The following is a 26,937-nucleotide window of genomic DNA, read 5'->3' on the forward strand; positions in this document are numbered from 1 at the left end:
CTCTTCCCCGACCGTGCATGGAGTGGTATGAACAGCACTTTCGACCCGTTGGTCGGTCACGTGCTCGACGACCGCTACGAGATTGTGGCGAAGGTGGCGCGCGGTGGCATGGCCACGGTCTATCGCGCGCGCGACCTGCGCCTGTCGCGCGCGGTTGCGGTCAAGGTGATGCGCAGCGACCTCGGCGAGGACGACGAGTTCGCCGCCAAGTTCGACCGCGAGGCCCGCTCCGCCGCGGTGATCAGCCACCCCGCCGTCGTCAGCGTCTTCGACCAGGGCACGTCCCAGGGGCAGCCGTACATCGTGATGGAGTTCATCGACGGCGAGACCCTGCGCCGGGTGATCAGCCGGGAGGCGCCGCTGACCCCGGACCGTGCGCTGGAGATCTTCGAGCAGGTGGCCGCCGCGCTGGCGTGCGCGCACGAGGCCGGGGTGGTGCACCGCGACATCAAGCCCGAGAACGTGATGATGACCACGCGCGGGCAGGTGAAGGTGGCGGACTTCGGGCTGGCCAGGCAGGTGGGCTCGCCGCAGATGACGGCCACCGGCGTGCTCGTCGGCACGGCCAGCTACCTGCCGCCGGAGCTGGTGACGCACTCCCGGCCGGACGCCCGCAGCGACATCTACTCCGCCGGCGTGGTGCTCTTCGAGATGCTCACCGGCCGCAAGCCCCACACGGGCGAGAACAACTACCAGATCGCCTACCGGCACGTGAACGTGGACATCGAGAAGCCGTCGGAGCGGCTCTCGGAGGTCGGGCACGGCTCGGACTGGCAGATCCCGGACTACGTGGACACCCTGGTGCTGGCGTGCGTGGCGCGGGACCCGAGGGCGCGCATTGCCGACGGCCGCGAGCTGCTGACCGCCGTGCGGCGGGTGCGGCACGAGCTGTCGCGCACCGGTGGATCGGACAACCCGGCGCTGGCCGCGGCCATCCTGCCCGCCAGCCCGCCGGAGGACGAGACGGCGCAGGTGTACCCGCGGACGGCGGAGCGGCCCAGGCCCACGTCGCCCAACTCGCCCGAGACCGTCGTCGTACGGCGCGACGGCGGGTGGGCTGCCGGTGTCGCGGCGGGTGGTGCTGGTGCTGGTGCTGGTGTCGCGGCGGGGGCTGGTGTCGCGGCGGGCGGTGGTGTCGCGGCGGGCGGTGGTGTCGCGGCGGGCGTCGCCGGCCGGCCGGGCTTCTCGCAGCCCGGGTCCTCGCCGGTGTCGCCGCGGCCGCACGCGGGCTCCGGCCCGCGGAGCCACCGCACGCCCGTCTTCCCTCAGCTGCAGATCTCCCACTCCCCGGTGCACCGGCGCCGTCGCGGGGTGATCGCGGTGCTGCTCGTGGTGCTGCTGACCGCCGGCGCGGGCTTCGGCTCGTGGTGGTGGATGGCGGGGCGGTTCACCACCGTTCCGGCCATGACCAACCTCAACGCGGCCAAGGCCACGGAGGCGGCCACGGCGAACGCCCTCGAGGTGACGCAGAGCGAGGCCTACTCGGAGACGGTGCCGGCCGGCCTGGTGATCAGCACGGACCCGACGGCGGGAGACCGGCTGCTGCGCGGCTCCACCGTCGCCATCGTGCTGTCGAAGGGGCCCGAGCGGTACCCCATGCCGGAGGTGGTGGGCGCCACCCGCGAGGCGGCGGAGAAGGCGATCACCGACGGCCGGATGACGGTGGGCACGGTCACGGAGGCGTTCTCGGAGACCGCACCGATCGGGCAGGTGCTGACGGCGTCGCAGGAGGCGGGGGCACAGCTGAAGCCGGGCACGGCGATCGACCTGACGGTGTCGAAGGGCCCGGAGCCCATCCGCATCCCTGACTTCACCGGCGACACCGCGGACAACGCGTCCGCGGAGCTGCAGAAGCTGGGGTTCAAGGTCACGGTCACGGAGGAGAACTCCGCGACGGTGGAGGCGGGCCGGGTGATCCGCCAGGACCCGAAGACCGGCAACGGCAAGCGCGGGGACACGGTCACGGTCGTCAAGTCCCTCGGCCCTGTCATGGTGCAGATCCCCGCGGTGCGCCTGAAGAGCACCGACGAGGCGAAGAAGATCCTCGAGGACCTGGACCTGAAGGTGGAGGTGCGCATGTCGTCGGACTTCCCGATCGCGTTGAACATCGCCTCGGGGACGGACCCCGCCGAGGGCACGTCGGTGCCGGTGGGCTCGACGGTGGTCCTCTTCGTCGCCTGACCGTTCCGTCGCCGTCGTTCCCGTGGCTGGGTGATGCGTTGAGCCTGACACGGCTCTCAAAGGGCCACGTTGAGCCTGACACGGCTCTCGGTGAGGGGCGTTGAGCCGGAATCGAGGGTCAACGGCCAGGATCCCGACTTTGATCGTTCCAGCCGCGACGACATCCAGATCCGGCTCAACACGACGGCGACGCGACCACCAGCCCGCTCGCGGTAGCGTGTCCCGGTGACTCTCCCCCGCACCGCCTGGCTTCCGGTGGCCGCGCTGCTGGCCGCCGCCGTCGCGTGGGGGTCCACCGTCGTGGTGACCAAGAGCGCGTTCGCGACGATGTCGCCGCTGGGAGTGGTCGCGCTCCGGCTGATCCTCACCGGCGTCACGCTGGCGCTCCTCTTCCCGCGACACCTCCGCATGCCCCTCCGCGAGGCCGCGACCGGCGCCGGGCTGGGGCTGCTGCTCTTCGCCGGCCTCGCCACCCAGACGCTCGGGCTGCGGCTCATCGCGCCGTCGACCACCGGCTTCCTCACGGCCACCTACGTCATCTTCACCGCCCTCATCACGGCGGTCTTCCTCCGCCAACGGCAGCCCACCTCGACGTGGGCGGCGGTGATCCTGACGGTGATCGGCATCTCGGTGCTGGCAACCGGCCACGACGGCGACTCGAGCAACTTCGCCGTCGGCGGCTCGCTCACGCTGCTGAGCGCCGCCATCTACGCGGTGCACATCGTGCTGCTGGGGCGGCAGGTGACCAGGCGCAACGTGATCCACCTCACCCTCGCGCAGGCCGCGGCCGGTACCGCCGCCAGCCTCGTCATGTGGGCGTGGCTGCGCGAGCCGCTCCCCACCGATGCCGTCTCGTGGGGGCAGCTGCTTTACCTGGGGATCGTGTGCGGGGCCTTGGCCCTGTTGCTGCAGAGTTGGGGGCAGAGCCATGTCGCGGCCACCCCGGCGGCGGTGATCATGTGCACCGAGCCGCTGTGGGCGGCGGTGTTCGCGGTGGGGTTCGGGGTCGAGCCGTTCACCATGACGATGCTGGCCGGCGGCTCCCTAGTGATGGGCGCCCTCTTCCTCGCGGTGCTCCCCCGTCGCGGCCCGGCGATCCCCGAGGCGGCGTCCGTCCGCTGAGCGGGCCCACGCCCTGCAGCTTTCTACCCATGCAGCGGCATCTGCACATATCCGCAGATGTCGCTGTATGGGTAGAAAAGTGCAGACCCACCCGAGGGCCGAACACCCCCGTGACCCCTCCTCCTGCCAGAATCACCCCCATGTCCGAGATCGTGTGGATCCTGTTCGCCGTCGTCGCTCTCGCCGCCGTCGGGGGCGCCGTCTGGGGCATCCGGCGGCACCTGTACGTCAAGGAGCTCACCGGGCGTGGCTGGACGTTCGCGAGCTCGCCGTCGATCGACGTGGCCTACGGCTTGAACGTGCCGCCGTTCGGGCTGGGGTTCGAGCGCGACGTCGACGACCAGGTCCTCGGCCGCGCCTCGGACGGCACCGGGTTCTCCGCCTTCAGGTACCGGTGCTCGGACTGGAGGTCAGGCGGGTACGTGGTCACCATGCCGCTTCCGCGGCCCCTCGCCCCGGCCGAGGTGTTCCACGCCACCGGCGCGCAGCTGGCTCTCGGTCAGCCCATCACGACGGGCGACGTGTCTGCCGCCGCGGGCGATCCCGCGTACGCGCGTGCCCTGCTCGATGCCGCCGGCCCTGCCCTCACCGGCCCCTACCGGGTCACCGTCGACGGCTCGCACGTGGTCCTCATCGACGCGCCCAAGGCGGCCGACGGGCTGGCGGCCGCCGTCGAGCAGCTGGCCGCGACACGCGCGCGGATCCTGGACTCCCCTGCCGCGACCTTCGTGGCCCCGCCTCCCCCGCCGTCGCTCAGCTTCTACGGCCGGCCGGACTGGACCTACGTGCCCCGCGACGACTCCTACCTCGACCTCCTCGAACACACCGGCGGCGGCCGCAACCACCGCGCCAGCGACATCGTCTTCTCCGACAACGACGGCCTCCCCTTCCTGCGCCTGCGGCACGACTGGGAGACCACCCACACCCGCACCGACTCCGAGGGCCGCACCCACACCGAGACCCGGCACCACCGAGAGGAGCTGTGCGAGTTCCGCACCACGTTCCCGTTCGGGGAGCTGTCGGTGAACTGGGGGCTGCTGGGTGGGGTGCAGAAGTTTGAGTGGGAGGAGTTCAACCGCCGATTCAAGGTGCGCGCCGGCAACCCCCGCTTCGCGTCGGACGTGATGCACCAGCGGCAGATGGAGTACCTGATGGGCTGCGGCGCGGCGAAGTTCGCGGTGTCCGGGGACCGGATCATGGTGGGCGACGGCGGCGACTGGCAGCCGACGGACATCGAGCGCGCCTCCCGGTTGCTGCACGGCTTCTTCGCCCGGGTGCCGGACTTCGTGTGGCAGCAGCTGGGCGCGTGGCCGCGCCCCATCCCCGAGCTGGCCTACGACGCCTGACCTCCGCCGCCTCGGAGCCCGGTGACGGGGCGCCCGGGGAGTGGCCGGCTGGGATGAGAGTTGAGCCAATGGATGGGTTCGCGGAGCGGGCCACGCTCAGCTCAAGCGGGCGGCTCGCCGCGAACCCATCCATTGGCTCAAACCCCCACCACCCAACCACCGAGCGGGCAGGCCAGGCAGGGGTGGCGCGAAGGCGGCGCCGATGAGGGCGCCGGCTGGAAGGGTGGGTCAGGCCGACGCGGCGGCCAGGGCGGCGCCGATGACGGCCCCCGCCTCGAGGCACTGCTCCTCGGTGACGTCCATGTGGGTCACGGCCCGCAGCGACGACGGCCCCAGCACGCTGATCCGCACGCCACTCTCGGCCAGCCCCGCCGCGACCCCGGGTGCCCCCTCCACGGGGATCATCACGATGTTGGTCTCCACGGCCGCCTCGTCGACCGCCCCGGGGCAGGCCTCGTTGATGGCCCTGGCAAGCGACGACGCCGCCCGGTGGTCCTCCACGATCCGCGCCATGTTGTGCTCGACGGCGTACAGTCCTGCCGCCGCGAGCAGCCCCGCCTGACGCCACCCGGCGCCCAGCCGCTTGCGCTGCACGCGGGCCCGCGCCATCTCGTCGGCCGTGCCCACCAGGACAGAGCCGACGGGGGCGCCGAGCCCCTTGGAGAGGCAGAACGAGACGGTGTCGAACAGGGACCCGTAGTCGCTGAGCGGCCGGCCGGTCACCGCGACGGCGTTGGCCAGCCGCGCCCCGTCGAGGTGCGTGGCCACGCCGACGGACCGCGCGCCCTCGCTGAGCGCGACGAGCTCCTCGAACGTCTGCACCGTGCCGCCGCCGAAGTTGTGGGTGTCCTCCACCGCGACACACGCGGTCTCCACGAGGTACGGCCGGCAGTTGACGGCCACCATGGCGAGGGCGTCGTCGGCCACGAGCCTGCCCGCCGAGGACCCCCAGGTCCGCATGGTCACGCCGTGCAGCGCGCCGTGGGCGCCCATCTCGGCGCGCGCGATGTGCGCGTACGCGTCGCACAGCACCTCACGCCCGGGCTCGGTGTGCAGCCAGACGCCGAGCAGGTTCGACAGCGACCCCGTCGCGCAGAACAGCCCCGCCTCCTTGCCGAACAGCGCCGCAACCCTGGCCTCCAGCGCCGCGACACTCGGGTCCTCGCCGTACACGTCGTCGCCGACGGGGGCCTCAGCCATGGCCGCGATCATCGCGGCACTGGGCCGCGTGACTGTGTCTGAGCGGAGGTCGATCACAGTTCCCTGGCCATGTACTCCTGGACGGGGTTCACCCGCCTGAGCCGGTTGGAGCGCAGCCGCTGGGCGACGGTGAACGCCAGCTCCAGGGACTGGTTGCGGTTCAGGCGGGGGTCGCACACCGTCTCGTAGCGGTTGGCCAGGTCGTCCTCGACGAGGTTCATCACGCCGCCGACGCACTCGGTGACGTCGTCGCCCGTGAGCTCCACGTGCAGGCCGCCGGGCCAGGTGCCCAGCTGCTCGTGCACGTCGAAGAAGCCGTTGACCTCGTCGACGACGTCGGTGAAGGAGCGCGTCTTGTAGCCGTTGGCCGCCTCGAACGTGTTGCCGTGCATGGGGTCGCACACCCAGGCCACCTTGCGGCCGCTGGCCTCGACGCCCGCGATCACGCCGGGCAGCACGTCGCGCACCTTCTTGGCGCCCATGCGGGTGATGAAGGTGATGCGGCCGGGGATCCGGTCCGGGTCCAGCCGGTCCGCGAGCGCGATGGCCTGCTCGGCGGTGGTGGTGGGGCCGAGCTTGATGCCGAGCGGGTTCTGCACGCGGCGCAGCAGCTCCACGTGGGCGCCGTCGAGCTGGCGGGTGCGCTCCCCGATCCACAGCATGTGGCCGGAGCAGGTGTAGAGCTCCTGCGAGCGGGAGTCCACCCGGGTGAGCGCGCGCTCGTACTCCAGGAGGAGCGCCTCGTGGGAGGCGTAGAAGTCGACGGTGTTGAGGGCGTCGTCGTGGACGCCGCAGGCCACCATGAAGGCGAGCGCGCGGTCGATCTCCGAGGCGAGCTCCTCGTACTCGGCCTCCACCTCGGAGTCGCGCACGAACTGGGCGTTCCAGGTGTGGACGCCGCGCAGGTCGGCGAAGCCGCCCTTGACGAAGGCGCGCACCAGGTTGAGGGTCGCGGCCGAGGAGTTGTAGACCTGCAGGAGGCGCTTCGGGTCGTGCGCACGGTCCTCAGGCGTGAAGTCGAAGCCGTTGATGGCGTCGCCGCGGTAGGCCGGCAGCGAGACGCCGCCGCGGGTCTCGTCGTCCTTGGAGCGCGGCTTGGCGTACTGCCCTGCGATTCGCCCCACCTTGACGACGGGGACCTGCGCCGCGTAGGTCATCACCACGGCCATGGACAGCTGGACCAGCAGCTTGGACTTGATGTTCTGCGCGGTGACGGCGTCGAAGGTCTCGGCGCAGTCGCCGCCCTGGAGGAGGAAGGCGCGCCCGGCGGCGACGTCGGCCATCTTGGCGCGCAGGTCGTCGCACTCGCCGGCGAACACCAGCGGGGGCAGGGCCTCGAGCGCGTCGATGGTCTTGTCGAGGACGGCCTGGTCCGGGTACGTGGGCTGCTGGACCATCGGCAGCGCGCGTAGTTCTTCCCGGGAGATGATGCTCGTCATGCCCGGTAGGTTACTGCACCGTAGGGAATCGCCCCGCCTCCGCGTGCCCGGGTGGACTCCCGCGGTCCCCCGACCCCGAGCACCGCTGGTTGCGCATTCCGCTGGGTGGGGGGACGCGACGTGTCCGCGGAGCGGTGGATGAGGGGGACCGGTCGCGGTGGGTCGGGCGTTGGGCGAGGCACGCCGGCGGTTGTGGGCGTGCCGAGGGCGCCCATGGGCGAGGCCGGTCCCCCTCAGCCGCCGCGGAACCCGACCCGAACCCCTAGCCAACGTCGGTTTCGACACACGCTGAGCCGCAAGCGGCGCGGCGTGGCTCAACCAGCGGGAGGGGCGGCCCGGCTCACCCAGCAGTGCTCGGGGACTCACGCCGAGGGGTCATGGAGGCCCTGGTCGATGGCGTACAGCGTCAGCTCCACCCGGTTGTGCAACTGGAGCTTCTTCAGCACGCTCGCCACGTGGTTCTGCACCGTGCGGTGCGACACGAACAGCTCGTCGGCGATCTCCCGGTAGGCCATTCCCTTCGCCACGCGGCGGAGCACCTCCACCTCCCGCGACGTCAGGGCCGGCCCCGCCTCGTTGGGGAACCTCGCCTCGCTCACCAGGCGCCGGAACTCCCCCAGCACCAGGCCGGCGAGCCCCGGCGTGAACACCGCGTCTCCTGCGGCGGTGCGGCGGACGCCGTCGATCAGCTCCTCCTTGGACGCCGACTTCACCAGGTACCCCTTCGCGCCGGCCTTCATGGCGCGCAGCACGTCGTCGCGCTCACCGGAGGCGGAGATGACGAGCACGGGCAGGTCCGGGAAGTCGCGCAGGAGGATCTCGATGCAGGTGGCGCCGTCGGGCTCGGGGATCTTGAGGTCCATCACCACGATGTCCGGGCGGGCGGCCCTCGCCCGCGTCACGCACTCGGTGCCGCTCTTGGCCACGGCCACGATGTCGAAGCCCACCTCGGTGAGGTCCTCACTGAGGGCGTCGATCCACATGGGGTGGTCGTCGACGATCATGACCCGCCGTCGCTCCGGCCCCGCCGCCTGCGTCATCGCCGTCCTCCCTGCCCGGCCCCCAGCGGGATCCGCAGCTCCCATTCGGTGCCGGTGCCGGGGGTGGTCTTCAGCATCGCGGACCCGCCGAGGGTGCCCATCCGGCCGACGATGGACTCCTTGATGCCCATCCGTCCGGCCTCCGCGGCCTGCACCACCTCGTCGGGGGTGATGCCGACGCCGTTGTCGCGGACCCAGAGGATCACCTCGTCGGGCCGCTCCTGGTCCAGCAGGATCCAGGTGTGGACGTTGTCGCCGGCGTGGGCCTCGACGTTCTTGAGGATCTCGACGAGGGCCGCCTCCACCTCGTCGCGCAGCATCCGCGGCACCATGGCCCCGCCGGCCATGGTGGAGACGGTGGTGCGGGCGGACTCGTAGCGGTGGAGTGTCGCGGCGAGGTCCACCCGCTCGGTGTCCTCGACGGTGGCGATCTCGCGGTCCTGCAGCAGCACCCGCAGCTGCGCCTCGGACTCGCGGGCCAGCTCCGCGAGCAGCACCCCGCGGCCCCCCAGCGTTGGCCCCTCCCGCTCCACCAGCGCCAGCACCTGGAGGGCGCCGTCGTGGACGATCCGCGAGAGGCGGGCCCGCTCCGCCAGCGCGCCGGAGCGGGCGCGCTCCTCCTCGCGCTCGGCGAGGGTGGCGCGGAACTGCTCGATGAGCACCCCCAGGCAGGCGATGAGGATGACGGTGACGAACGAGGCGCCGAGGCGCTCCAGCTCGAAGTGCGACGGCACCCCCAGCAGCGCGGCCGACGTGACCAGCGTGAAACCGACCCCCCACCAGGTGCCGAGGAAGATCGCCGCGTACGCCGCGCACCCGCCGATCCAGTACCCGGCCAGCGACAGCGGCGCCCCGCCGGGCGGGACGGTGAGGGCGGTGACGAGGATGAGGGCCACGGTCATGCCCAGGTCGGCGACGTGCGCCTGCCAGGTGCGGTTGGCCGGTCGGCGCAGCCGCCAGCTGATGAACCCGTGCCAGGCGATCAGGGCCGCCGTGGCCGCGACCACGCCCAGCGGCCGGTCCGTGTAGTTGACCACGTAGAACAGGTTGACGAACACCGCGTGGAGGCCGAGCAGCGTGCGCGCCACCACCGCGACTCCGTAGACGCGGCCGAGGAGGTCTGTGGGGTCGCGGAAGCCGATGCGCGTGGGGCGCAACCAGTCGAACCTCGGCAGCCGCACGGTGAACTCACTCACCTGGTTGCTTCGCCTCCAGCTGGGGCTTCTCGCCGCCGCCGGGGCGGGGCACGACGAAGGCGTCGGAGCCGGTCTCGGCGAGGTCGCCGTGCTTGACGCGCGCGGCGTAGACGTCCGCGTACTCCTGGCCGGTCAGCCGCTGGATGGCGGCGAGCACCTCGTCGGTGACCCAGCGCAGCACCTTGGTGTTGCCGGGCACGTGCGCGAACTCCGAGAAGCGCAGCGGCTCGCCGATGATCACGACGGGGCGCTTGGCCCACGGGATGCCGAAGGGGCCCTTGTGGGACTTGGTGCCGATGACCCCGACGGGGATGACGGGCACGTCATTGGCCAGCGCGATGCGCGCCATGCCGGTCTTGCCCTTGTACAGCCTGCCGTCGGGCGAGCGGGTGCCCTCGGGGTAGATGGCGACGACGCGGCCCTCGGCCAGCACATCGGAGATGGCGCCCAGGGCGTCGGCGCTGGCCCGGCCGCCGCTGCGGTCCATGGGCACCATGCCCACCACGGTGAGGAACCAGGCCAGGGCCTTGGCGCCGAATCCGCCCTGGCCGGCGAAGAGCTCGGCCTTGGCGGGGAACGTGAGGGGTCGCGGCATCATGGCCGGGACCACGAGGGAGTCGAGGGCGGCGATGTGGTTGCTGGCGAGGATGGCCCCGCCGGTGCGGGGGAAGTTCTCGGCCCCGATGACCTTGGCGCCGTAGCCGTACTTCACCAAGGGGCGGGCGAAGAGGGTCTTGAAGAAGCGGTACCACATGCGCCGCAGTCTATGGCAGCGCCCGGTCCGCCGACCTCGTCCCGAGAAGCTCGGCGCACTCGTCGCGGGCGGTCGGCCTCGCCGACGTCGCGGGCGGTCGGCGTCGCCGCCGTCGCGCCTGCCTTGCGTCTCGGCGCCTGCCTTGCGTCCCCACGCCTGCCTTACGTCCAGTCGCCTGCCTTACGTTCGACGGCGCCAGCCATACTGCGAATCGCCTGCACTACAGCGCAGGCGCCAAACGATAAGCCAGGCGCCACCGTCGCGCCTGCCCAAATTGCGGAAGCCTGCCCTACGCCCCAACGCCTGCCCTACGCCCCAACGCCTGCCTTACGTGCGACGGCGCCAGCCATACTGCGAATCGCCTCCACTACAGCGCAGGCGCCAAACGATAAGGCAGGCGCGCCAGCAGTGACGGGCCCCTCCGGCGGCCCACTTCCCATCGGGCTGGACCACATCCGGCCTATCCTCGGAGCATGTCCCTCTCGACGCTCTTCTCCCGACCCGCCGCGACATCAGTCTGGCCCGAGGCCCGCCCGCTCCACATCGGCGACGGCGAGATCGGCGTGGTGATGAGCCACGGCTTCACCGGCTCGGTGGCATCCATCCGGCCGTGGGCGGAGGCGCTGGCCACCCCCGCCGACGAGTACCCGGGCGCCCGCGTCGTCGCGCCCCGCCTCCCGGGGCACGGGACCACGTGGCAGGACATGGCGCGCACCCGCTGGTGGGACTGGTTCGGCGCGCTCGAGGACGCCTACCTCGAGCTGGCCACCCAACACAGGAAGGTCTTCGTGGCCGGCCTGTCGATGGGCGGGGCGCTGGCCCTCCACCTGGCCGCCCGCCACACCGTCGCCGGGGTGCTGCTGGTCAATCCCGCCGTGGCGACGAGGGACTGGCGGATCAAGGCCGCGTCGAAGGTCCGGGGCCTCGTCCCCGCGCAGAACGGCATCGCCTCGGACATCGCCCTCCCGGGAGCGGTGGAGCCCGCCTACCCCAAGTTCTCGGTGCAGAGCCTGGGCACCATGACCGACCTGTGGCGCGAGGCGCGCGCCGGCCTTCGGCGCATCGAGGCGCCGGTGCTGCTGATGCGCTCCCCGCTGGACCACGTCGTCGACGACCTCAGCGCCGAGATCATCCGCCGCGAGATCCGCGACGTGCGCTTCGCCTCGCTGGACCGCAGCTACCACGTGGCGACGTTGGACTACGACGCGGACGTGATCGTGGCGGAGTCGCGGCGGTTCATCTCCACCTTCCACTGACCAACCCGATTCCGTTGGCCAGGTGTTGGTCCCGTGGCGGGGCGGCCTCGAAGCCCGTCATCGCTGCGGTGCCGCGAAGCGGCCTCGAAGCCCGTTATCGCTGGCTGAGGTGCTGCGAAGCGGCCTGGAGGCCCGTCATCGCTGGCTGAGGTGCCGCGAAGCGGCCTCGAAGCCTCAGAGACGTGGGCTGACAAGGTCACTCTTCTGAGGCTTCGAGTGAGGCTTCGAGGCCCCCTCCCTCCTCGTCCAACGCAAAGGGCCACCCGCTCAGCGGGTGGCCCTTGTGAGGTTCTGCGAAACTCAGCCGACGACGCGGCGCACGCCGGTGATGGGCATCGAGTTCAGCCCTGCGACGTTGACGCCGCTGCGCGGGTTGGCCGCGTGGACGATCTTCCCGCCACCGATGTAGAGCGCGACGTGGCTGACGGGGCTGTAGTAGAACACGAGGTCGCCCGGCTTGATCTCCGACAGCGACACCTTCCGCCCGGCGCCCGAGTACTGCGCCTTCGACGAGCGCGACAGCGTGATCCCCACCTGGCGGTAGGCGTAGCTGGTGAGGCCGGAGCAGTCGAAGGTGTTGGGGCCGGAGGTGCCCCACACGTAGCGGCTGCCCACCTTGGCCATGGCGGCGTTGATGGCGCCCTGCACGCGGTCCGAGGTGTTGCCGTCGACGACGGGGGCCGCGGTCTCCGTCGAGGCCGACGGCGTGGCCTCGCGGTCACGGCTGGTGCCGGCAGCGGCGGCGGTGCGGGCCTCGGCCGCGGCCTGGGCGGCTGCGGCGGCGGCCTCACGCTCGGCCTCGATGGCGGCGAGGCGCTGGCGCTCCTCCTCGGAGAGGCGGTCGTAGACGCGCTGCGCCTCGGCCTCCTTGGCCTCGAACTCCTTGGCGAGGGCGGTCTTGGTCTCGACCTCCTTCTTGACGACGGCCTCGGTGGCCGCGGCGTCCTGACGGAGGGTGGCGAGCTTGGCCTGGTCCAGCTGGAGCTGCTGCACGCCGGCGTTGGAGCGGTCGAGCTCACTCTGGTAGGTGGCCAGGCCGCTGAGGAAGTTGTCCGAGTCACTGCTGGTGAGCAGCTGCGCGGTGACGGAGAACGAGTCGTTGCGCATCTGGTGGGAGGCCACGTCGCCCATCTCGTCGGCGAGAGTGGCCACCTTCGCCTCCTGCGTCTGCAGGTCTGCGGTGATGGTCTTCAGCTTGGCCTCGGCCTGCTGGGCGCGGTCGTGGGCTTCGATCAGCTCCTGGTCCAGCGCCGAGGACTCCTGATGGATCCGGGCCAGTTCCTCGCGGGCCTTCTCGACGGCGGCCGGGTCAGCCTGGGCGGCGATGCCCATGGTGGCGACGAGGGCGGCGGCGGTGATGCCGGTGAGGATGAGGCGGACTCGGTTCACGTGTACTCCAAGCGTTGGGCAAGTCTGAGAGAATCTTAAGCGAGATTCAGCCTCTTCTCAAAATGTCCACGAAAGTTAGTGCCCCGGCACGCCCAAGGCATGTCCGAGCCGCCGCGAGCGCCCCGGCACGGCGGGGGTCGACGTCTGCCGAGCCGGGTTCAGACCACCCGGCGGCCCCCCTCGTCGGGTGCGTTGAGGCGTAGCGGCGGGACCAGGCCGGCATCGGCCAGGACGATGAGTGCCCGCTGCTCCGAGTCCTCGAAGCCCACCTCGGGCGGGCCGAGGAGGACGGAGATCACGCAGTCCGCGCACGCGGCTCCGCGGACGGTGCAGGTGGTGCAGTCGACATGCAAAGTAGCCATGCCCACACCCTTCCCCACCCCTCCGACAGTTCCGCCAGGCCGACACCACTGTGTCAAGCACGTCCTGCCCGGCCCGAACCTCGAGCGGCCACTCGCCCAGGCGGTAATCGTTCCTCCAGGCCCACCCTCGACCTCTCAGGGGCGGCGAGAGCCCGCCTGGAGGAACACCCACCGCACCGCCTATGCCTGAGCCGCGCCCGCAACGCGGACCGGCCCCGGCTGCGGAACTGTCGGAGGCCGCCTCTAGCGTCTCCCCCATGCCCGAGATCTCCGCCGCCCAACCCTCGTTCGAGGACCTCGGGGTCCACCTGTCCCAGGTCACCTTCGTGGTGCTGGACCTCGAGACCACCGGCGGCGCGGCGGACTCGGAGATCACCGAGGTGGGCGCCGTGAAGGTGCAGGGCGGGCAGGTGATCGGCGAGTTCCAGACGCTGGTGCGCCCCTCCGCCCCCATCCCCGCCATGATCCAGGTCCTCACCGGCATCACCAACCAGATGGTGGCCACCGCTCCCCCGCCGTCGCAGGTGCTGCCCGCCTTCGCGGAGTTCGCCGCGGGTGCGGTGATAGTGGCGCACAACGCCCGCTTCGACACCGGCTTCCTCCGCCGCGGCTACGAGCAGCTGGGGCTGGCGTGGCCGCGGCCCACCGTCGTCGACACCGTCGCCCTGGCCCGCACCGCCCTCCTCCGCGACGAGGTGCCCAACTGCAAGCTCGCCACCCTCGCCCGCTACTTCCGGGCCACCACGGAGCCCAACCACCGCGCCCTCAGCGACGCGCGCGCCACCGTCGACGTCCTCCACGGCCTCCTCGAGCGGGTGGGCAGCCTGGGCGTGCACACGCTGGAGGACCTCACGGAGTTCGCGCTGCAGGTCTCGCCGGACCGGCGGGCCAAGCGCACCTGGGCCGCGAAAGCCCCCGAGCGCGCCGGCGTCTACTTCTTCTTCACCGATTCCGTCACCGCCGACGGCGAGCCCAAGCGCGAGGTCCTCTACGTGGGCAAGTCCACCAACCTGCGCCGTCGGGTGCGCTCCTACTTCTCCGCCGCGGAGAAGCGCGGCCGCATCCACGAGATGGTGCGGGTGGCCACCGGGGTGGAGTTCGTCACCTGCGCCACGGACCTGGAGGCGGAGGTGCGGGAGCTGCGGATGATCGAGTCCTTGGCGCCGCGCTACAACCGTCGCTCGAAGAACCAGCGCAAGCTGAGCTGGTTGAAGCTCACCGACGAGGCGTTCCCTCGGTTGTCGATCGTCACGCAGGTCCGCGACGACGGCACCTACTTCGGCCCCTTCCGCAACCGCGAGGCCGCCGACGAGGCGGCCCTCACCCTCTACGACGCCTTCCGGCTGCGCCGCTGCACCACCCGACTGTCGGCGAGGAAGGCGTCGCCGTCGTGCGCGCTGGCGGAGATGGGCAGGTGCGTCGCGCCGTGCGAGCTGGGCGACGGCGCCGCCGAGTACCCGGCCATCGCGCAGGCCGTGTCGAGCAGCTGGCTGGGCGACGTGCGCCCCGTGCTGCGCAGCGTCCGCGTGCGGATGCGCAAGCTGGTGGCGCAGGAGCGGTTCGAGGAGGCGGGCACCATCTCGGACCGGCTCACCGCCTACTACCGCACCTCGCTGCGGTTCCACCGCCTCCGCTCGCTGGCGCTCTGCCGGCAGCTGGTGGCGGCCGTCCCGTCGGCGCACGGCTGGGACATCCACGTGATCCGCTACGGCAAGCTCGCCGCCGCCACGACGGCGCCGTCGGCCCGCGCCCGCGCCGCGGCCGAGGAGGCGGTGGCCACGGCGGAGACGGTGCTCCCCCCGCGCGGCGGCCTGCCGGCGGGCAGCGTGGAGGAGGCGGAGAGGATCGCGGCGTGGCTGGAGCTGCCGGGGGTCCGCCTCATCGAGACCGACGGCGAGTGGGCCTGGCCCCTCCACGCGGGCCTGCCCGACGGCGCCCTGGCCGACGAGCTCCTCGGCCCCGCCCCGCACCTCCCGTTGGAAGAGGACGCGGTGGAGAAGAGGGTCGCGGCGCTGCTCGCCTCCTGACCCACGTCGTGCGCAGAAGGGTTCAACCTCAGCTGACGAGGTCTGAGGAGAACAGCGCCTGTAGAAGCCTCACATTGACGAAAATGAGATGTCGGCCAACCTTGTCGCGGACGAGAAGCCCTTCTTCGGCGAGGCTTGAGAGCCAGCGGGAAGCTGTCTGCCTGCGCGCCAAGCCAGCCGCGACAATGTCGTCGATGCGAGCGTAAGGCTGCCTCGTGAGGATGCGGGCCATCTCGGCGGCGTGCATGGCCGGGAACGCCCCACGAATCCTGGCCTCAAGATCATCACGGTGGGCGATGACCGTATCGACCAGCCCGAGCGCGGCACGTGATGTGTCCGCGACCGCGTCCGTCATGAAGACGACCCAGTCCTCCCAGGCACCTTCTTCAGTGACCGCCCTCAGGAGCCGGTAGTAGTCGTCCTTGTGCCGCACGAGGTACCCCGAGAGGTAGAGGACTGGAAGGTGCAGCAGGTTGTACTGCTGGAGACACAGAAGGTTGAGGATGCGTCCGGTACGGCCGTTGCCGTCGAAGAAAGGATGGATCGCCTCGAACTGATAGTGCTGAAGCGCCATGGCGACGAGGGGATCAAGATCGCCGTGGTCATGGATGAACTCCTCCCACCCGCTGAGCTTGTCCAGGATGAGCTGCCTGCCCTCGGGTGGGGTGTACGCACGAGTCTGTGCCACCGGGTTACCGATGTAGGTTCCCGCCCTGTCCCGGATCTGGGCGTCGGAACCGTGCAGCGTGCTGCAGACTGCGAGGGCGGTCTGGAAGGTCAGGGGTCGATCGCGAACAAGGTCGTAGCCCACTCTCAGCGCCTCCCGGTACCGTAGAGCCTCTTTAACGGCCGGAGTCTGGTTCTCGAGTGCGCCGCTGGCGGCCCTGAAGAGCTCGTCGTTCGTGGTGACGATGTTCTCGATCTCGCTCGATGCCTGCGCCTCAATCAGAGGCGTGAGGTTGATGAGCAGCCCGGGGTCCGGCATCCTCCTACACGCCATGTCCAGCGAGGCCAGCGCCCGGCTTGCCGCGAGGACGCTACGGAACACGCGGGGGGTGTCCAGACGCGCCGTCGGCGGGAGCGAGGGCAGGTCCTGGTAGGGAGTGGCGGGATCGAACGACATGTTCACTCCGTCATCATTTCACAGCGACATGTACATTTTTGGCCCCGATTTGAACATGTTCTGCGGACATGGTGATGGCGTGTACATGTCGTCCACGCCTGGACGGCCCGGTGTCTCGCGAAGGGCGATGAGGCACGCCGCGTCGCCGCCCCTCCGCCGTCGCGCAGGACTACCGTTGACCACTGGCGAAGGCGCCACGGCGGACTCGGCTCCGCCCACGTCCTTCCATCCGACAGAAGGGAACCATCATGACTCTGCCCGAGGTCCTCAACCTCCCCGTCTGGCTCCTGATCATCTTGGGTGTCGTCCTCGTCGTCGAGCTGGCGCTCCTGATCGTGGGCGTCGTCTCCTGGGCCCGCACGCCGGACGCGCAGATGCCGCGACCCAACAAGTGGGTCTGGCTGGTGCTCATCCTCTTCGTGCAGATCATCGGGCCGGTGGCGTTCCTCCTGGCGCGGCGCAGCGAGGCGCGCTACGCCGTCGCCCCTGAGCCTGAGGCGCTGCCCGGGGCCCGCCATGCCGCGACACGCACCGCCGACGACACCGCCAACCTCCTCTACGGCCCCCGGGAGTGCGACAAGTGAACGTGGTGGAGACCCACGGCCTCACCAAGCAGTACGGCACGGTCCGCGCGCTCGACGGCGTCTCCCTGGCGGTGCCGGAGGGCTCGGTGTTCGGCTTCCTCGGCCCCAACGGCGCCGGCAAGACCACTATGCTGCGCATCCTGCTCGGGCTGGCGCGCCCCACCGCGGGCACGGCGCAGATCTTCGGCCGCGACACCACCACCGAGCGCGACGCCGTCCACGCCCGGGTCGGCTTCCTGCCCGACGTGCCCGGCTTCTACCCGTGGATGACCGGCGAGGAGTTCATGCGCTTCGCGGGCTCCCTGTTCGGGATCCCCTCGACCCAGCTCGAGCAGCGCACGGAGGCCCTCCTGGACATGGCCGGGCTCGCCGGCAACCGCAACCCGGTGGGCGGCTACTCGCGGGGGATGAAGCAGCGCCTCGGGATCGCGCAGGCACTCATCAATGCCCCTGACCTGCTGATCCTCGACGAGCCGACGTCGGCCCTGGACCCGCTCGGGCGCGCCGACGTGCTGCAGATGATCGCGTCGCTGCGCGGCCGCACCACGGTCCTGTTCTCCAGCCACCTCCTCGGCGACGTGGAGCGGATCTGCGACCGCGTGGCGGTCCTGGACCGTGGCCGGCTTGTCGTGCAGGGCTCCGTTGACGACATCCGTCGCTCCCACGGGGGCTCGACGACGGTGCGGATCGCCGTGACGAGCGGGGTCGCGGCGCTGATCGCCGCCGTCGAGGCGGAGCCGTGGGCGGTGCGGCACACGCCGGTGGCAAGGGACGATCAGGCGATCGACGTGGTGGTCAACGACCTCGACGCCGCCCGGCAGGCCCTCCCGGGCCTGGTGGCCGGGCTCGGGTTGGGGCTGCGTCGGTTCGACGAGCTCGAAGTGTCGCTCGAGGAGGTCTTCGTGGACCTGGTGGGGGTGAACCGATGAGCCTCAGGGCGTTCTGGGAGCCGGACCTGCTTGAGCTCACGGAGCTCATCGTGGACCCGGTTGGAGTGAACCGATGAGCCTCAGAGCCTTCCTGGCGAAGGACCTGCTGGAGATCGTGCGCACGTGGCGGATCTGGGTTCTGCCCGGGATCCTGCTGTTCTCCGCGGTCACAGGGCCGCCGACGGCCGCCTACACGGCTGAGCTGCTCTCCACGCTCGGCGGCGACATCTTCGAGGGCCTCATGCCCGAGCCCACTTGGGTGGATTCCTACGCGCAGTGGACGAAGAACCTCAGCCAGCTGGTCACGTTCGCGCTGATCATCATGCTGGGCAGCGCGATCTCGGGCGAGAAGCGCGCGGGCACGGCGATCATGGTGTTGACGAAGCCGGTGTCGCGGGCGGGGTTCGTGCTGTCGAAGTTCATCTCGACGGCGGTTCTGCTGGTGGGCGCGACGGCGGTCGCGATGCTGGTCACCTGGGGCGTGACGCTGATCTGGTTCCCCGACGCGCCCATCGGTCCGCTACTGGCGGCGACGGCGGCGTGGCTGTTGTTCGCGCTGCTGCTGGTGGCGGTGGTGCTGCTCGGCTCCGCGGCCGTGGACTCGGGCGCCGGCGCGGCGGGGATCGGGCTGGGCTTCTTCTTCCTGCTGATGCTCTCGGGCATCTGGGGCCCGATGCTGCGCTGGACGCCCGCGGGGATGATCAACGCCCCGGTGGCCCTGGGCGCCGACGCCGAGGTCGACCTGCTGTGGCCGGCGGTGACGACGGCGGCCCTGGCGGTGGTGCTGGTGTGGGCGGCCGTGCGGGTCTTCGAGCGCCGCGAGCTCTGACTCCCCCCGGTTCCTCCCCAGCTGCCGGGCTCGACCTCGCACACCGTAGGCCTCCTCGCACACCGTCGCCCGCGACCTCGCACACCGCAGGCCTCCTCGCACACCGTCGCCCGCGACCTCGCACACCGCAGGCCTCCTCGCATACCTTCGGCCGCGACCTCGCACACCGTAGGTCTCCTCGCATACCGTCGACCACGAGCTCGCACACGTGAGCTGGCTTTGCATACTCAATTGAGTATGCAAAGCGGCTCACGATGTGCGAAGTAGGGACCCAGCCACCCACGCTATGCGAAGAGGGGGCCCAGCCCACGCTGCGGCAGTGGGGGCCCAGCCCACGCTGCGGCAGTGGGGGCCCAGCCCACGCTGTGCGAAGTGGGGCCCAGCCCACGCTGTGCGAAGTGGGGCCCAGCCCACGCTGCGGCAGTGGGGGCCCGGCTCACGCTGTGCGAAGGCCCAGCCCACGCGGCCCGCCGCCCCGCCAACCGATCTGCACGCCACGGCTGCAAGAATGAGCGGGACTCAGCCCACCGACGAAGGCCTCACGTGACCCAGCGACGCGCCACCACAGAGAACCGGCATGGTCGCCGGTGACTCCGCCGGCGCCGAGTCCCGACGCCAACTCGCCCTCGCCGACGCCCACGAGAAGGCCGCCGCCGAGGCCCGAGCGGCAGCCGGCCGCTTCGGGATAGCCGAGACCACCGAGCGCCAGACCGCCCGCACCCTCGCTCCCCTCTCCGGGCTCGGCTACTTCCTCCTCCCCGACCGCCGATGGCCCGGCACCCGCCGCTCCCAGGTGGACCTCGTCGTCGTGGGCCCGGGTGGCGTGTTCATCGTCGACACCAAGGCGTGGAAGGAGGTCAGCGTCGACAACGGGCGCGTCCGGCGCGGCGACGACGACGTGACCGACGAGCTCCTCGCGCTCGACGACCTCGTGGACGTGACGCAGGCGGATCTGGCCGAGGTCGGCCTCGCGCCCGGGGAGGTCCGCTCCCTCGTCGTCCTCGCCGGCCGCGGTGGGCTGGACGCGACGGTGGGCGGGATCCGCATCGTCGGCGAGCGCGACGCCCTGCGCGCCATTGCCGGCCACGGCTCCCGGCTGACGCCCACGCAGGTCGATACCGTCCTAGGCCGCGCCCTCACCCTCTTCCCCCAGGCCACCGCACCCGCTCCGGTCACCGTCACCATCCCCGAGCCGGTGGTGCCCGCCGCGCTGAGCGTCGCCGTCGCCGCGCACCCCACGCCCGAGCGAGCCGCCCAGCAGGACGCGCTGCTCAGCCCGGAAGAGATCAACGACGCCCTCCTGGCGGGCGTGCTGGCGAAGCCGATCGAGGAGTGGATGTCCTTCCTCCACCCCCAGCAGGCGAAGCTGGTCCGACGCTCCTTCCCCGGCCCCTCGCGCATCCGTGGCCCGGCGGGCACCGGCAAGACGGTCGTCGGTCTCCACCGCGCCGCCCACCTCGCACGCTCCCAACCCGGACGCATCCTGGTGACCACCTACGTCCGCACGCTGCCCGACGTGCTCGGCGAGCTGTTGCGACGGTTGGCCCCGGAGGCGGTCGACCGCGTCGACTTCGTCGGCACCCACGCGTTCGCCCGCCGCGTGCTGCGGGAGCGCGGGGTTCCCCACCGCATCGAGCCGGCCAAGGCCCGGGAGGCGTTCGATGCGGCCTGGCAGCGCGTCGGCGCCACCTCCGTCCTCGGCACCTCACAGGACCGGCGGTACTGGGAGGAGGAGATCGAGCACGTGCTCAAGGGCCGAGGCATCACCCGGTTCGAGGACTATGCCGATCTCTCGCGCACCGGGCGCCGCCGCACGCTGCAACTGTCCGGGCGCGAGGCCGTCTGGCGGCTGCACGAGGCCTACGACGCCGAGCTGCGCCGTCGCGGGATCATCGACTACGCAGACCTGATCCTCCTCGCCGAGGCCGAGCTCCGCCGGGAACCCATGACCGGCGAGTACTCGGCGGTCATCGTCGACGAGGCCCAGGACCTGTCCTGCGCCATGATCCGCATGCTGCACCTGCTCGTCGGCAACGAGCCCGACGGGTTCACGCTGATCGGCGACGGCCAGCAGTCGATCTACCCCGGCGGCTACACCCTGGGCGAGGCGGGGATCTCCGTCGCGGGCCGCGGCGTCGTCCTCGACATCAACTACCGCAACACCGCCCAGATCGTGCACTTCGCCCAACGCCTCGTGGCGGGCGACGAGTACGCCGACATCGAGGGCGTGCTGGCCCGCGGCGACGTGCCGTCGAGCATCCCGCGCGCCGGGGCGGACCCGGTGATCGCGCGCTGCGGCAGCCGCCGTGAGCTCAACCGGGCGATCGTCGAGCGCATCCGCAGCGTGACCACGGACATCGGCACCACCGTCGGCGACGTCGCGGTGCTGTGCATCGCGAGGTGGGCGGTCCGCGACGTGACCCGCGCGCTGGAGGAGGTCGGTCTCCCCGTCGTCGACCTCGAGAAGTACGACGGCGTCCCGGTCGAGGCGGTGAAGGTGGGCACCATCAAGCGCGCCAAGGGGCTGGAGTTCAAGCAGGTGCTCATCCCGGACATCCGCCGCGAGCACACCGTGACCGACCCGCCGAGCGACGACGCCGCCCGCGAACGCTGGGACCTCACCCGCCGCGAGCTGTACGTGGCGATGACGAGGGCCCGCGACGGCCTCTGGGTCGGCATCTCCGACTGATCAGACGCGCCCGCCCCGCCACGCCTGTGGACCTGGGTGGCGTCCATGAACCGGGTAACGGAGGCTTCGACGCGGTCGGTGGCGCTTCGCGCCCGACCGGCTCACCCAGCGGAACGCTGGCTGACCGGGCCCGTTTCCCCGCTGGTTGAGCCGGGCCCGTTTCCCCGCTGGTTGAGCCGGGCCGCAAGGAGCGAAGCGACGCGCGCCCGCGTCGACTTGGGTTGAGCCGGGCCGAAGGAGCGAAGCGACGCGCGCCCGTGTCGAAACCAACCCACGCGTGCCCATGGACCCTCCCAATGCGCGCAACCGGGGCTACTCGGCGAGAGGGATGTCGTACTCGTCCGCCCACTTGCGGGCGATCCGGGTGAACTCCTCGTCGCGGTAGCGGTACCAGGCGTCGGCTATGTCGTGGCTGTGGACGAGATCCTTGAACCGTCGGAACGCGCCGGCGCGGTGCAGGCCGTTCCACAGGTGTTCCCGCAGCCGGGACTCGGGGAGGGTCATGGTGAAGTCCTCCATGACGGAGTGCTCGTGAACCTCGTACTGCGACGGTAGGGGCACGAACCGGTCGGCGGTGTCCTCGACGATCACGCGTGCGAGCTTGAGGGACAACACAGAGCCGCTGGTCGTGTAGCGGGCGGCTTCCTCCAGGTCGGCTTCCTCCAGGTCGGCGTCCTCGGGGAGGTCTTCCGCGGCGGAGAGTTCGTCCACGAAGGCCCATACCAACTCGTCGGCCTGCCGGTCGTAGTAACTGCGGCAGTCATTGCCCATCGTCAGGGCCTCTGCCACCTCGGCGATTCGCACAGCCATGTTTCACTCCGCACTTAGTTGCCTCGCTCCAGCGTAGCCCGGTCGAGTGGGTCTGGGCCGCCTCCTCACCCCTGAAGTGCCGCCCCTCGCTGGCTGAGGTGCGAGGAGCGCAGCGACGAGCCTCGAAGCCTCAGAAACGTAACCTGACAAGCTCACGTTCTTCAGCTTCGAGGCCGCTACGCGGCACCTCAGCCAGCGGGTTTGGCCGGGGGGTCAGCGATCCGCGAAGACGGTGTACGTCTCCGCCATGAGGTCCTCCACCGTGACCGACAGCGGGCCGTCGGTGTAGATCGCGAAGCCCAGGTAGTACTCCAGCGACCGTCCAGGCATCACCATCACGAACGGGTCGCCGATCGACTGATCGATGTCGTAGATCTCGGAGGCCGCGCGGTTGCCGGTGGTGGCGGAGAAGTACAGGTCCGCGGTGCTCAGCGGCTCGGAGCCGCGATTCTCCACCGTCACCTTCACCCGGACGTACGCGTCGTAGCCCCCTGCCACATCCGCGTACTCGCTCGGCGTGAACTCCTCCGGCGCGTCGACGGTGACCAACTCGTCGACCGCCAGCTCGACCTGGCTGCCGAACGGGTGCCCCACGTAGTTGCCGTGCTCATCGAAGCCCTCCTCCACGCCCGGAGGTTCGGTGGCCCCCGCCGACGACGGCGCGACACCCGGCGTCGCCGTGACGGTGACCGTGGCCACCGGCATCGAGATGGCTCCCCCGTCGAGAGGTGCCACCACGCTCATGAAGATGAGGACGGCGAGCGCGAGGATTCCGAACATCGGGGCCACTTTCTGGTCAACAGGCACAGCGCGGCGACAGCACTGCGGAGCGTGCTCAACATTAGCCAGTCTGATGGGCGTTGAACCTAATGGAGTCATGCAAGCTGACCCGGTTCCCGGCGCCGACGTCCGGCGGCTTCAATCAGTCCACCCTGATCTGGGACTCCACCTGCCCGTCACGCGGACACCCTTGAGGAGGGGGTTGAGGCAAGCCCCCGCGAACTTGAGTGCTGAGTCGAGCGTGCGGAGCGAGTTGTCGATCCGGGTCCTGCGGGCGTACGCCAGGTAGCCAGTAGCCCACCCCGGTCCTGGCGAGATCAGCTGGTCAGGGAGCTGCAGGCGGCGCCGCCTGCTCTCGGACCTCAGCGCTAGCACCAAGGGCTCCGCCTCGAGCTCACAGCTTGCGACGATCAGGGCGAGATCGACGAGGTCGCGATAGCGAGAAGACGGGCTGGCTGAGTGCCCGTAAAGTTCGTACATCGCGCAGAGCTTGTCGGCGACCTGGTCCGGAAGCGGGTAGACCAGAACGTGTGGCGGTTCGCTCAGTCCTGGAATCTCCACCACAGGGACGGGGCGGACCCACTCCGGCGCCGCGATGATGTGCAGCTCACGCGCGAGGTCGATGGGGAAGCTCCCGTACTCCGCTCCGATATAGGCGTCGGCGTGGATCTGCGCTACAGGGTTTGTGCGGCTTGTGGTCACCCTCTGTCCGATCACGAACGTCAGGTGGTCGCCGTCGCGGGGCCGGGTCAGGCCCCTGAGCTCGTCGATGGCGTCGGTCACGGACAGCTCGCCGAGGTGGAGCAGGTCCAGGTCTCTGGAGAACCGGGCTTCGCTTAGTCGCATCAGCAGACTCGCGCCACCCTTCAGCACCCACTGCCCGCCGGGAGGGGAGAACACCAGAGCGAGGAAACGCTGAAAGAGGAATTCCCGCCGCACCTCCTCCAGTGAGCGGCCACGGATCTTCGACTGTGTCTTCAAACGATCATCGAGGGCTCGCCGAAACGCGTTCGCAGTCGCGTAGTGTTCGGATCCGTTGATCGCCCCCACCGAGGCGCCCCAGTTCACTTGAGCGCGTCCATTGGCGGACTTGGGTTCAGCGTCGCGAACCGGACGACTGCTGCCAAGGTTTCAGCGACACCCGACTCCTGCATGAGCCGGCGGAGAAGTGCCGACCCGTCACCCAGTGGGGCACCGTAGAGATGCGCATACCTGCGGAGCACGGCAACCAGCTTCTGGTCGTCGACCATGTGCCGCGTCATCGCATCGCGGACGACGCCTGCGAGGTGCCCGCCGTCGATCCGGTCGGAGGCAAGGTCATCAATCGTGCGCGTCACAGTCGTGACCGGGAGCCCATCCACGACCGTCCAGTCGTCCGCTTGCAGTTGCGCTCGATGCAGGCGGACGCTAGGACGCCTTGTCTGCTTGCGGATGGGGGTGGTGAACTCGAACTCATCGGCCTCAAGGTCCCCCAGCCGGTGAACGAGAGCCGCGGAGCGGTGCGAGACGACCGCAGGGCTCTGCTCACGCACACGATCAACTCTGCGCCGGGCCGGATCGAGAGTGAGCCACGCAGCGCGTAGGCCATCCAGGGGCGTCGGAGGCGCACCGCTGGTCCTGTACACGCCGTGGCTGAGCCTCTCGAGCAGGCCTTGGTTGGCGTACCGGGCCAGGCTCTGCGCGGACACTCCTGCGGCTCGGGCCTGCGCGCTGGTCAGCAGCCCCCACTGTTCAGCGGCGATATCCGCGAGATCCAGCGCGACGCTCACGGGTCCCCCCTCTTGCTGCAATACTACTTACCAGAGATACTTTTGCAGTATCCGCCGCTCAAATCGTAGCATCAGCAGGCCGGCTTACGAGTGTCCCCCGCCGCGACAACGCCACCGCGGCGTGGACGCCCTGCACCATCACCAGGGAGCTGATCACCGCCGCGATCAGGCCCGCCGCCTGATCCGACGCCGTGAGCAGGTTGAAGCCCGCGTGCCAGATCAGCACCGGCACGATGCTCCACCGCGCCCGCGCCGTCATCCAGGACAGGAACACCGACCCCGCCGTCAGGCCCAGCGCCCAGCCGACGATGCCGCCGCCCATGGCCATGTATGTCGGGTTGTAGAAGAACGCCGGCAGGTGCCACAGCATCCAGACCCCGGCCACGACGAGCGACCCCCGTAGCACGCTCCCCCGCCGCGACACCTCCGCCAGCAGCCACCCGCGCCACCCGCTCTCCTCGCCGAGGCCGAACGTCAGCAGCCACACCGCCGCGACACCCACAGCCCCCAGCCCCGGCAGCTTCTCCGTCAGCCCGAACCCGGCCGGGTCCGGCCACTCCCCCGTCGCGATCCGCGCCGCGCCGTACCCGAACAGCCAGTACGCCACGGGTATCCCGAGCGCCGCCAGCCACCACACAGGCGGGAACTTCAGCGAGTAGATCCGACGAGCCCACGCGCCCACGCCTCGAGCACCACCCTCGACGGCGGTGGCGGCGCCGCCCCCGCACAGCGGCCCGATCGAGCCCAGGTCAAGTCCCGGCTAGTGGTGTAGCGGGGTTCCTTCGTTAGGCGGTGAGGGCTAGGGGCTCGGTCACCTCCTCGGTGGGGACGGGTGTGAGGCGGCAGCGGGTGAGGATGTCGAGTCCGAGGTAGCGGCGTCCTTCGGCCCATTCGTCGGTTTGCTCGGCCAGGACGGCTCCGACGAGGCGGATGATTGCGTCGCGGTTGGGGAAGATCCCGACGGCGTCGGTGCGCCGCCGGATCTCCTTGTTGAGGCGTTCGGCGGGGTTGTTGGACCAGATCTGGGTCCAGACGTCGCGCGGGAAGCTGGTGAACGCCAACACGTCGGCGCGGGCCGCGTCGAGGTGTTCGGCGACGGCGGGGAGTTTGTCGCTCGTGTAGTCCAGGAGCCGGTCGAACTGGGCCTCGACGGAGGCTGCGTCGGGTTGGTCGTAGACCGAGTGGAGCATCGCTTTGACCGCGGGCCACATCGTCTTCGGGGTGACCGACATGAGGTTGGCTGCGTAGTGGGTTCTGCAGCGTTGCCAGATGGCGCCGGGCAGGTTCGCCGCGATCGCTTCGATCAAACCAGGGTGGGCGTCGCTGGTGACGAGCCTCACCCCGCCTAGGCCGCGGGCGACCAGGTCGGCGAAGAACGTGTTCCAGGCTGTCTTGGTCTCGGAGGTGGCGACCTGCAGGCCGAGGACCTCGCGGTGGCCGTCGCCGTTGACGCCGGTGGCCACCAGCACGACGGCGTTGATCACCCGGCCGCCTTCGCGGACCTTCATGGTGAGCGCGTCGGCGGCGACGAACGTGAACGGGCCGGCGTCTGCGAGGGGACGGTGGCGGAACTCGTTGACGTGCTGGTCGAGCTCGGCGGCCATCCGGGAGACCTGGGACTTCGAGAGTCCGTCGATGCCCAGGGTTTTGACGAGCTTGTCCATTCGGCGGGTGGACACCCCGGCGAGGTAGCAGTCCGCGACCACGGTGATCAGGGCGGTCTCGGCTCGTTTGCGGCGCTCCAGGAGCCATTCGGGGAAGTAGGAGCCGGTGCGCAGTTTCGGGACGGCGACGTCGACGGTGCCGACGCGGGTGTCGAGGGGTCGGTGGCGGTAGCCGTTGCGTTGCGCGAGCCGGTCGGCCGAGGGCTGGCCCCATTCGGCTCCGCAGACCTGGTCGGCGTCAGCGGACAGGAGGGCGTTGATCAGGGTCTGCAGGAGGGTGCGCATCATGTCGGGCGAGGCCTGGGTGAGCAGGTTGCCCAGCACGTGGGCGGGGTCGACAATGTGTGGAGCGGTCATCGTGGTGATGTCCCTTTCGAGAGAGCTGTGAGAGGTGAACTCGAAGGATCCCACGGTGACCGCGCCATCGTCTTCCGACTCGGCCACCGGG

Annotated in this window: 23 protein-coding genes and 1 pseudogene; 10 read left to right on the top strand and 14 right to left on the bottom strand. The window is 70.6% G+C overall.

Annotated features, from left to right (window positions below):
• Positions 1-27: 27 nt before the first annotated feature.
• The 4 genes and pseudogenes from ACX1D3_RS13620 to ACX1D3_RS13635 all read left to right on the top strand — a co-directional run.
• Positions 28-1,959 (top strand): annotated as a pseudogene (locus tag ACX1D3_RS13620) (protein kinase domain-containing protein); the annotation flags it as partial.
• A 30-nt stretch (positions 1,960-1,989) separates the two neighbouring features.
• Positions 1,990-2,181 carry a PASTA domain-containing protein gene (locus tag ACX1D3_RS13625; RefSeq protein ID WP_458996563.1) on the top strand — a complete coding sequence of 64 codons (192 nt, stop codon included), beginning with the start codon at positions 1,990-1,992 and terminating at the stop codon, positions 2,179-2,181.
• A gap of 225 nt (positions 2,182-2,406) precedes the next feature.
• The gene (locus tag ACX1D3_RS13630) at positions 2,407-3,303 is read left to right on the top strand and encodes a DMT family transporter (RefSeq protein ID WP_458994362.1); all 897 of its coding nucleotides are present in this window, start codon (positions 2,407-2,409) and stop codon (positions 3,301-3,303) included.
• Positions 3,304-3,443: 140 nt separating this feature from the next.
• The gene (locus ACX1D3_RS13635) at positions 3,444-4,649 is read left to right on the top strand and encodes a hypothetical protein (RefSeq protein WP_458994363.1); all 1,206 of its coding nucleotides are present in this window, start codon (positions 3,444-3,446) and stop codon (positions 4,647-4,649) included.
• 228 nt (positions 4,650-4,877) lie between these two features.
• Here the strand turns inward: ACX1D3_RS13635 and ACX1D3_RS13640 are convergent, their stop codons facing one another.
• The 5 genes from ACX1D3_RS13640 to ACX1D3_RS13660 form a co-directional block, all read right to left on the bottom strand.
• Entirely contained in the window at positions 4,878-5,906 is a 1,029-nt protein-coding gene (locus tag ACX1D3_RS13640; RefSeq protein ID WP_458994364.1) for a threonine aldolase family protein, read from the bottom strand.
• Entirely contained in the window at positions 5,903-7,288 is a 1,386-nt protein-coding gene (locus ACX1D3_RS13645) for a class II 3-deoxy-7-phosphoheptulonate synthase (protein WP_458994365.1), read from the bottom strand. Before ACX1D3_RS13645 ends, ACX1D3_RS13640 begins: the two co-directional genes overlap by 4 nt.
• A 362-nt stretch (positions 7,289-7,650) precedes the next feature.
• Positions 7,651-8,328, bottom strand: coding sequence for a response regulator (locus ACX1D3_RS13650; RefSeq protein ID WP_458994366.1), 678 nt, complete (start codon positions 8,326-8,328; stop codon positions 7,651-7,653).
• Positions 8,325-9,524: a sensor histidine kinase gene (locus ACX1D3_RS13655; RefSeq protein ID WP_458994367.1), complete on the bottom strand. Its 1,200-nt coding sequence runs from the start codon at positions 9,522-9,524 to the stop codon at positions 8,325-8,327. Before ACX1D3_RS13655 ends, ACX1D3_RS13650 begins: the two co-directional genes overlap by 4 nt.
• The gene (locus ACX1D3_RS13660) at positions 9,517-10,278 is read right to left on the bottom strand and encodes a lysophospholipid acyltransferase family protein (RefSeq protein ID WP_458994368.1); all 762 of its coding nucleotides are present in this window, start codon (positions 10,276-10,278) and stop codon (positions 9,517-9,519) included. Before ACX1D3_RS13660 ends, ACX1D3_RS13655 begins: the two co-directional genes overlap by 8 nt.
• A gap of 473 nt (positions 10,279-10,751) precedes the next feature.
• Here ACX1D3_RS13660 and ACX1D3_RS13665 point away from each other — a divergent pair, with 473 nt between their 5' ends.
• On the top strand, positions 10,752-11,534 hold the full coding sequence (locus ACX1D3_RS13665) for an alpha/beta hydrolase (protein WP_458994369.1): 783 nt from the start codon (positions 10,752-10,754) through the stop codon (positions 11,532-11,534).
• Positions 11,535-11,834: 300 nt separating this feature from the next.
• On the opposite strand, the gene ACX1D3_RS13670 is transcribed toward ACX1D3_RS13665, so the two are convergent.
• On the bottom strand, positions 11,835-12,923 hold the full coding sequence (locus tag ACX1D3_RS13670; RefSeq protein WP_458994370.1) for a C40 family peptidase: 1,089 nt from the start codon (positions 12,921-12,923) through the stop codon (positions 11,835-11,837).
• A 158-nt stretch (positions 12,924-13,081) separates the two neighbouring features.
• Positions 13,082-13,285, bottom strand: a complete 204-nt coding sequence (locus tag ACX1D3_RS13675) for a hypothetical protein (protein WP_458994371.1) — start codon at positions 13,283-13,285, stop codon at positions 13,082-13,084.
• 257 nt (positions 13,286-13,542) lie between these two features.
• Between ACX1D3_RS13675 and ACX1D3_RS13680 the strand changes: the two genes are divergently transcribed.
• Positions 13,543-15,312: a DEDD exonuclease domain-containing protein gene (locus ACX1D3_RS13680; protein WP_458994372.1), complete on the top strand. Its 1,770-nt coding sequence runs from the start codon at positions 13,543-13,545 to the stop codon at positions 15,310-15,312.
• A gap of 28 nt (positions 15,313-15,340) precedes the next feature.
• Here the strand turns inward: ACX1D3_RS13680 and ACX1D3_RS13685 are convergent, their stop codons facing one another.
• Entirely contained in the window at positions 15,341-16,435 is a 1,095-nt protein-coding gene (locus ACX1D3_RS13685; RefSeq protein ID WP_458996564.1) for a Fic family protein, read from the bottom strand.
• Between the two features lie 248 nt (positions 16,436-16,683).
• Between ACX1D3_RS13685 and ACX1D3_RS13690 the strand changes: the two genes are divergently transcribed.
• The 4 genes from ACX1D3_RS13690 to ACX1D3_RS13705 all read left to right on the top strand — a co-directional run bounded on the left by ACX1D3_RS13690 (position 16,684) and on the right by ACX1D3_RS13705 (position 21,466).
• Positions 16,684-17,019: a PLD nuclease N-terminal domain-containing protein gene (locus tag ACX1D3_RS13690; RefSeq protein ID WP_458994373.1), complete on the top strand. Its 336-nt coding sequence runs from the start codon at positions 16,684-16,686 to the stop codon at positions 17,017-17,019.
• On the top strand, positions 17,016-17,948 hold the full coding sequence (locus ACX1D3_RS13695) for an ABC transporter ATP-binding protein (RefSeq protein WP_458994374.1): 933 nt from the start codon (positions 17,016-17,018) through the stop codon (positions 17,946-17,948). The genes ACX1D3_RS13690 and ACX1D3_RS13695 overlap by 4 nt, the downstream gene beginning before the upstream one ends.
• 73 nt (positions 17,949-18,021) lie before the next feature.
• Entirely contained in the window at positions 18,022-18,777 is a 756-nt protein-coding gene (locus ACX1D3_RS13700) for a DUF2705 family protein (protein ID WP_458994375.1), read from the top strand.
• A gap of 577 nt (positions 18,778-19,354) precedes the next feature.
• Positions 19,355-21,466, top strand: a complete 2,112-nt coding sequence (locus ACX1D3_RS13705; RefSeq protein ID WP_458994376.1) for a nuclease-related domain-containing DEAD/DEAH box helicase — start codon at positions 19,355-19,357, stop codon at positions 21,464-21,466.
• A gap of 312 nt (positions 21,467-21,778) precedes the next feature.
• On the opposite strand, the gene ACX1D3_RS13710 is transcribed toward ACX1D3_RS13705, so the two are convergent.
• The 6 genes from ACX1D3_RS13710 to ACX1D3_RS13735 form a co-directional block, all read right to left on the bottom strand.
• The gene (locus ACX1D3_RS13710) at positions 21,779-22,276 is read right to left on the bottom strand and encodes a UPF0158 family protein (protein ID WP_458994377.1); all 498 of its coding nucleotides are present in this window, start codon (positions 22,274-22,276) and stop codon (positions 21,779-21,781) included.
• A 213-nt stretch (positions 22,277-22,489) separates the two neighbouring features.
• Positions 22,490-23,056 (bottom strand): hypothetical protein, encoded by a 567-nt coding sequence (locus ACX1D3_RS13715; RefSeq protein WP_458994378.1) that lies wholly within the window; start codon positions 23,054-23,056, stop codon positions 22,490-22,492.
• Between the two features lie 138 nt (positions 23,057-23,194).
• Positions 23,195-24,124, bottom strand: coding sequence for a nucleotidyl transferase AbiEii/AbiGii toxin family protein (locus ACX1D3_RS13720; protein ID WP_458994379.1), 930 nt, complete (start codon positions 24,122-24,124; stop codon positions 23,195-23,197).
• Positions 24,121-24,825: a type IV toxin-antitoxin system AbiEi family antitoxin domain-containing protein gene (locus tag ACX1D3_RS13725; RefSeq protein WP_458994380.1), complete on the bottom strand. Its 705-nt coding sequence runs from the start codon at positions 24,823-24,825 to the stop codon at positions 24,121-24,123. Before ACX1D3_RS13725 ends, ACX1D3_RS13720 begins: the two co-directional genes overlap by 4 nt.
• A 58-nt stretch (positions 24,826-24,883) precedes the next feature.
• Positions 24,884-25,507, bottom strand: coding sequence for a CPBP family glutamic-type intramembrane protease (locus ACX1D3_RS13730; protein WP_458994381.1), 624 nt, complete (start codon positions 25,505-25,507; stop codon positions 24,884-24,886).
• A 103-nt stretch (positions 25,508-25,610) separates the two neighbouring features.
• Positions 25,611-26,846, bottom strand: coding sequence for an IS256 family transposase (locus tag ACX1D3_RS13735; protein ID WP_458993609.1), 1,236 nt, complete (start codon positions 26,844-26,846; stop codon positions 25,611-25,613).
• Positions 26,847-26,937 lie beyond the last annotated feature (91 nt).

The sequence above is a fragment of the Tessaracoccus yangjingae genome (assembly GCF_054483935.1).

Excerpts from the sequence above, each read along its gene's own strand:
- ACX1D3_RS13625 (WP_458996563.1), top strand. The coding sequence starts at position 1,990 with ATGGTGCAGATCCCCGCGGTGCGCCTGAAGAGCACCGACGAGGCGAAG.
- ACX1D3_RS13635 (WP_458994363.1), top strand. The coding sequence starts at position 3,444 with ATGTCCGAGATCGTGTGGATCCTGTTCGCCGTCGTCGCTCTCGCCGCC.
- ACX1D3_RS13645 (WP_458994365.1), bottom strand. The coding sequence starts at position 7,288 with ATGACGAGCATCATCTCCCGGGAAGAACTACGCGCGCTGCCGATGGTC.
- ACX1D3_RS13650 (WP_458994366.1), bottom strand. The coding sequence starts at position 8,328 with ATGACGCAGGCGGCGGGGCCGGAGCGACGGCGGGTCATGATCGTCGAC.
- ACX1D3_RS13660 (WP_458994368.1), bottom strand. The coding sequence starts at position 10,278 with ATGTGGTACCGCTTCTTCAAGACCCTCTTCGCCCGCCCCTTGGTGAAG.
- ACX1D3_RS13665 (WP_458994369.1), top strand. The coding sequence starts at position 10,752 with ATGTCCCTCTCGACGCTCTTCTCCCGACCCGCCGCGACATCAGTCTGG.
- ACX1D3_RS13675 (WP_458994371.1), bottom strand. The coding sequence starts at position 13,285 with ATGGCTACTTTGCATGTCGACTGCACCACCTGCACCGTCCGCGGAGCC.
- ACX1D3_RS13680 (WP_458994372.1), top strand. The coding sequence starts at position 13,543 with ATGCCCGAGATCTCCGCCGCCCAACCCTCGTTCGAGGACCTCGGGGTC.
- ACX1D3_RS13685 (WP_458996564.1), bottom strand. The coding sequence starts at position 16,435 with ATGTCGTTCGATCCCGCCACTCCCTACCAGGACCTGCCCTCGCTCCCG.
- ACX1D3_RS13690 (WP_458994373.1), top strand. The coding sequence starts at position 16,684 with ATGACTCTGCCCGAGGTCCTCAACCTCCCCGTCTGGCTCCTGATCATC.
- ACX1D3_RS13700 (WP_458994375.1), top strand. The coding sequence starts at position 18,022 with ATGAGCCTCAGAGCCTTCCTGGCGAAGGACCTGCTGGAGATCGTGCGC.
- ACX1D3_RS13705 (WP_458994376.1), top strand. The coding sequence starts at position 19,355 with ATGGTCGCCGGTGACTCCGCCGGCGCCGAGTCCCGACGCCAACTCGCC.
- ACX1D3_RS13710 (WP_458994377.1), bottom strand. The coding sequence starts at position 22,276 with ATGGCTGTGCGAATCGCCGAGGTGGCAGAGGCCCTGACGATGGGCAAT.
- ACX1D3_RS13715 (WP_458994378.1), bottom strand. The coding sequence starts at position 23,056 with ATGTTCGGAATCCTCGCGCTCGCCGTCCTCATCTTCATGAGCGTGGTG.
- ACX1D3_RS13735 (WP_458993609.1), bottom strand. The coding sequence starts at position 26,846 with ATGACCGCTCCACACATTGTCGACCCCGCCCACGTGCTGGGCAACCTG.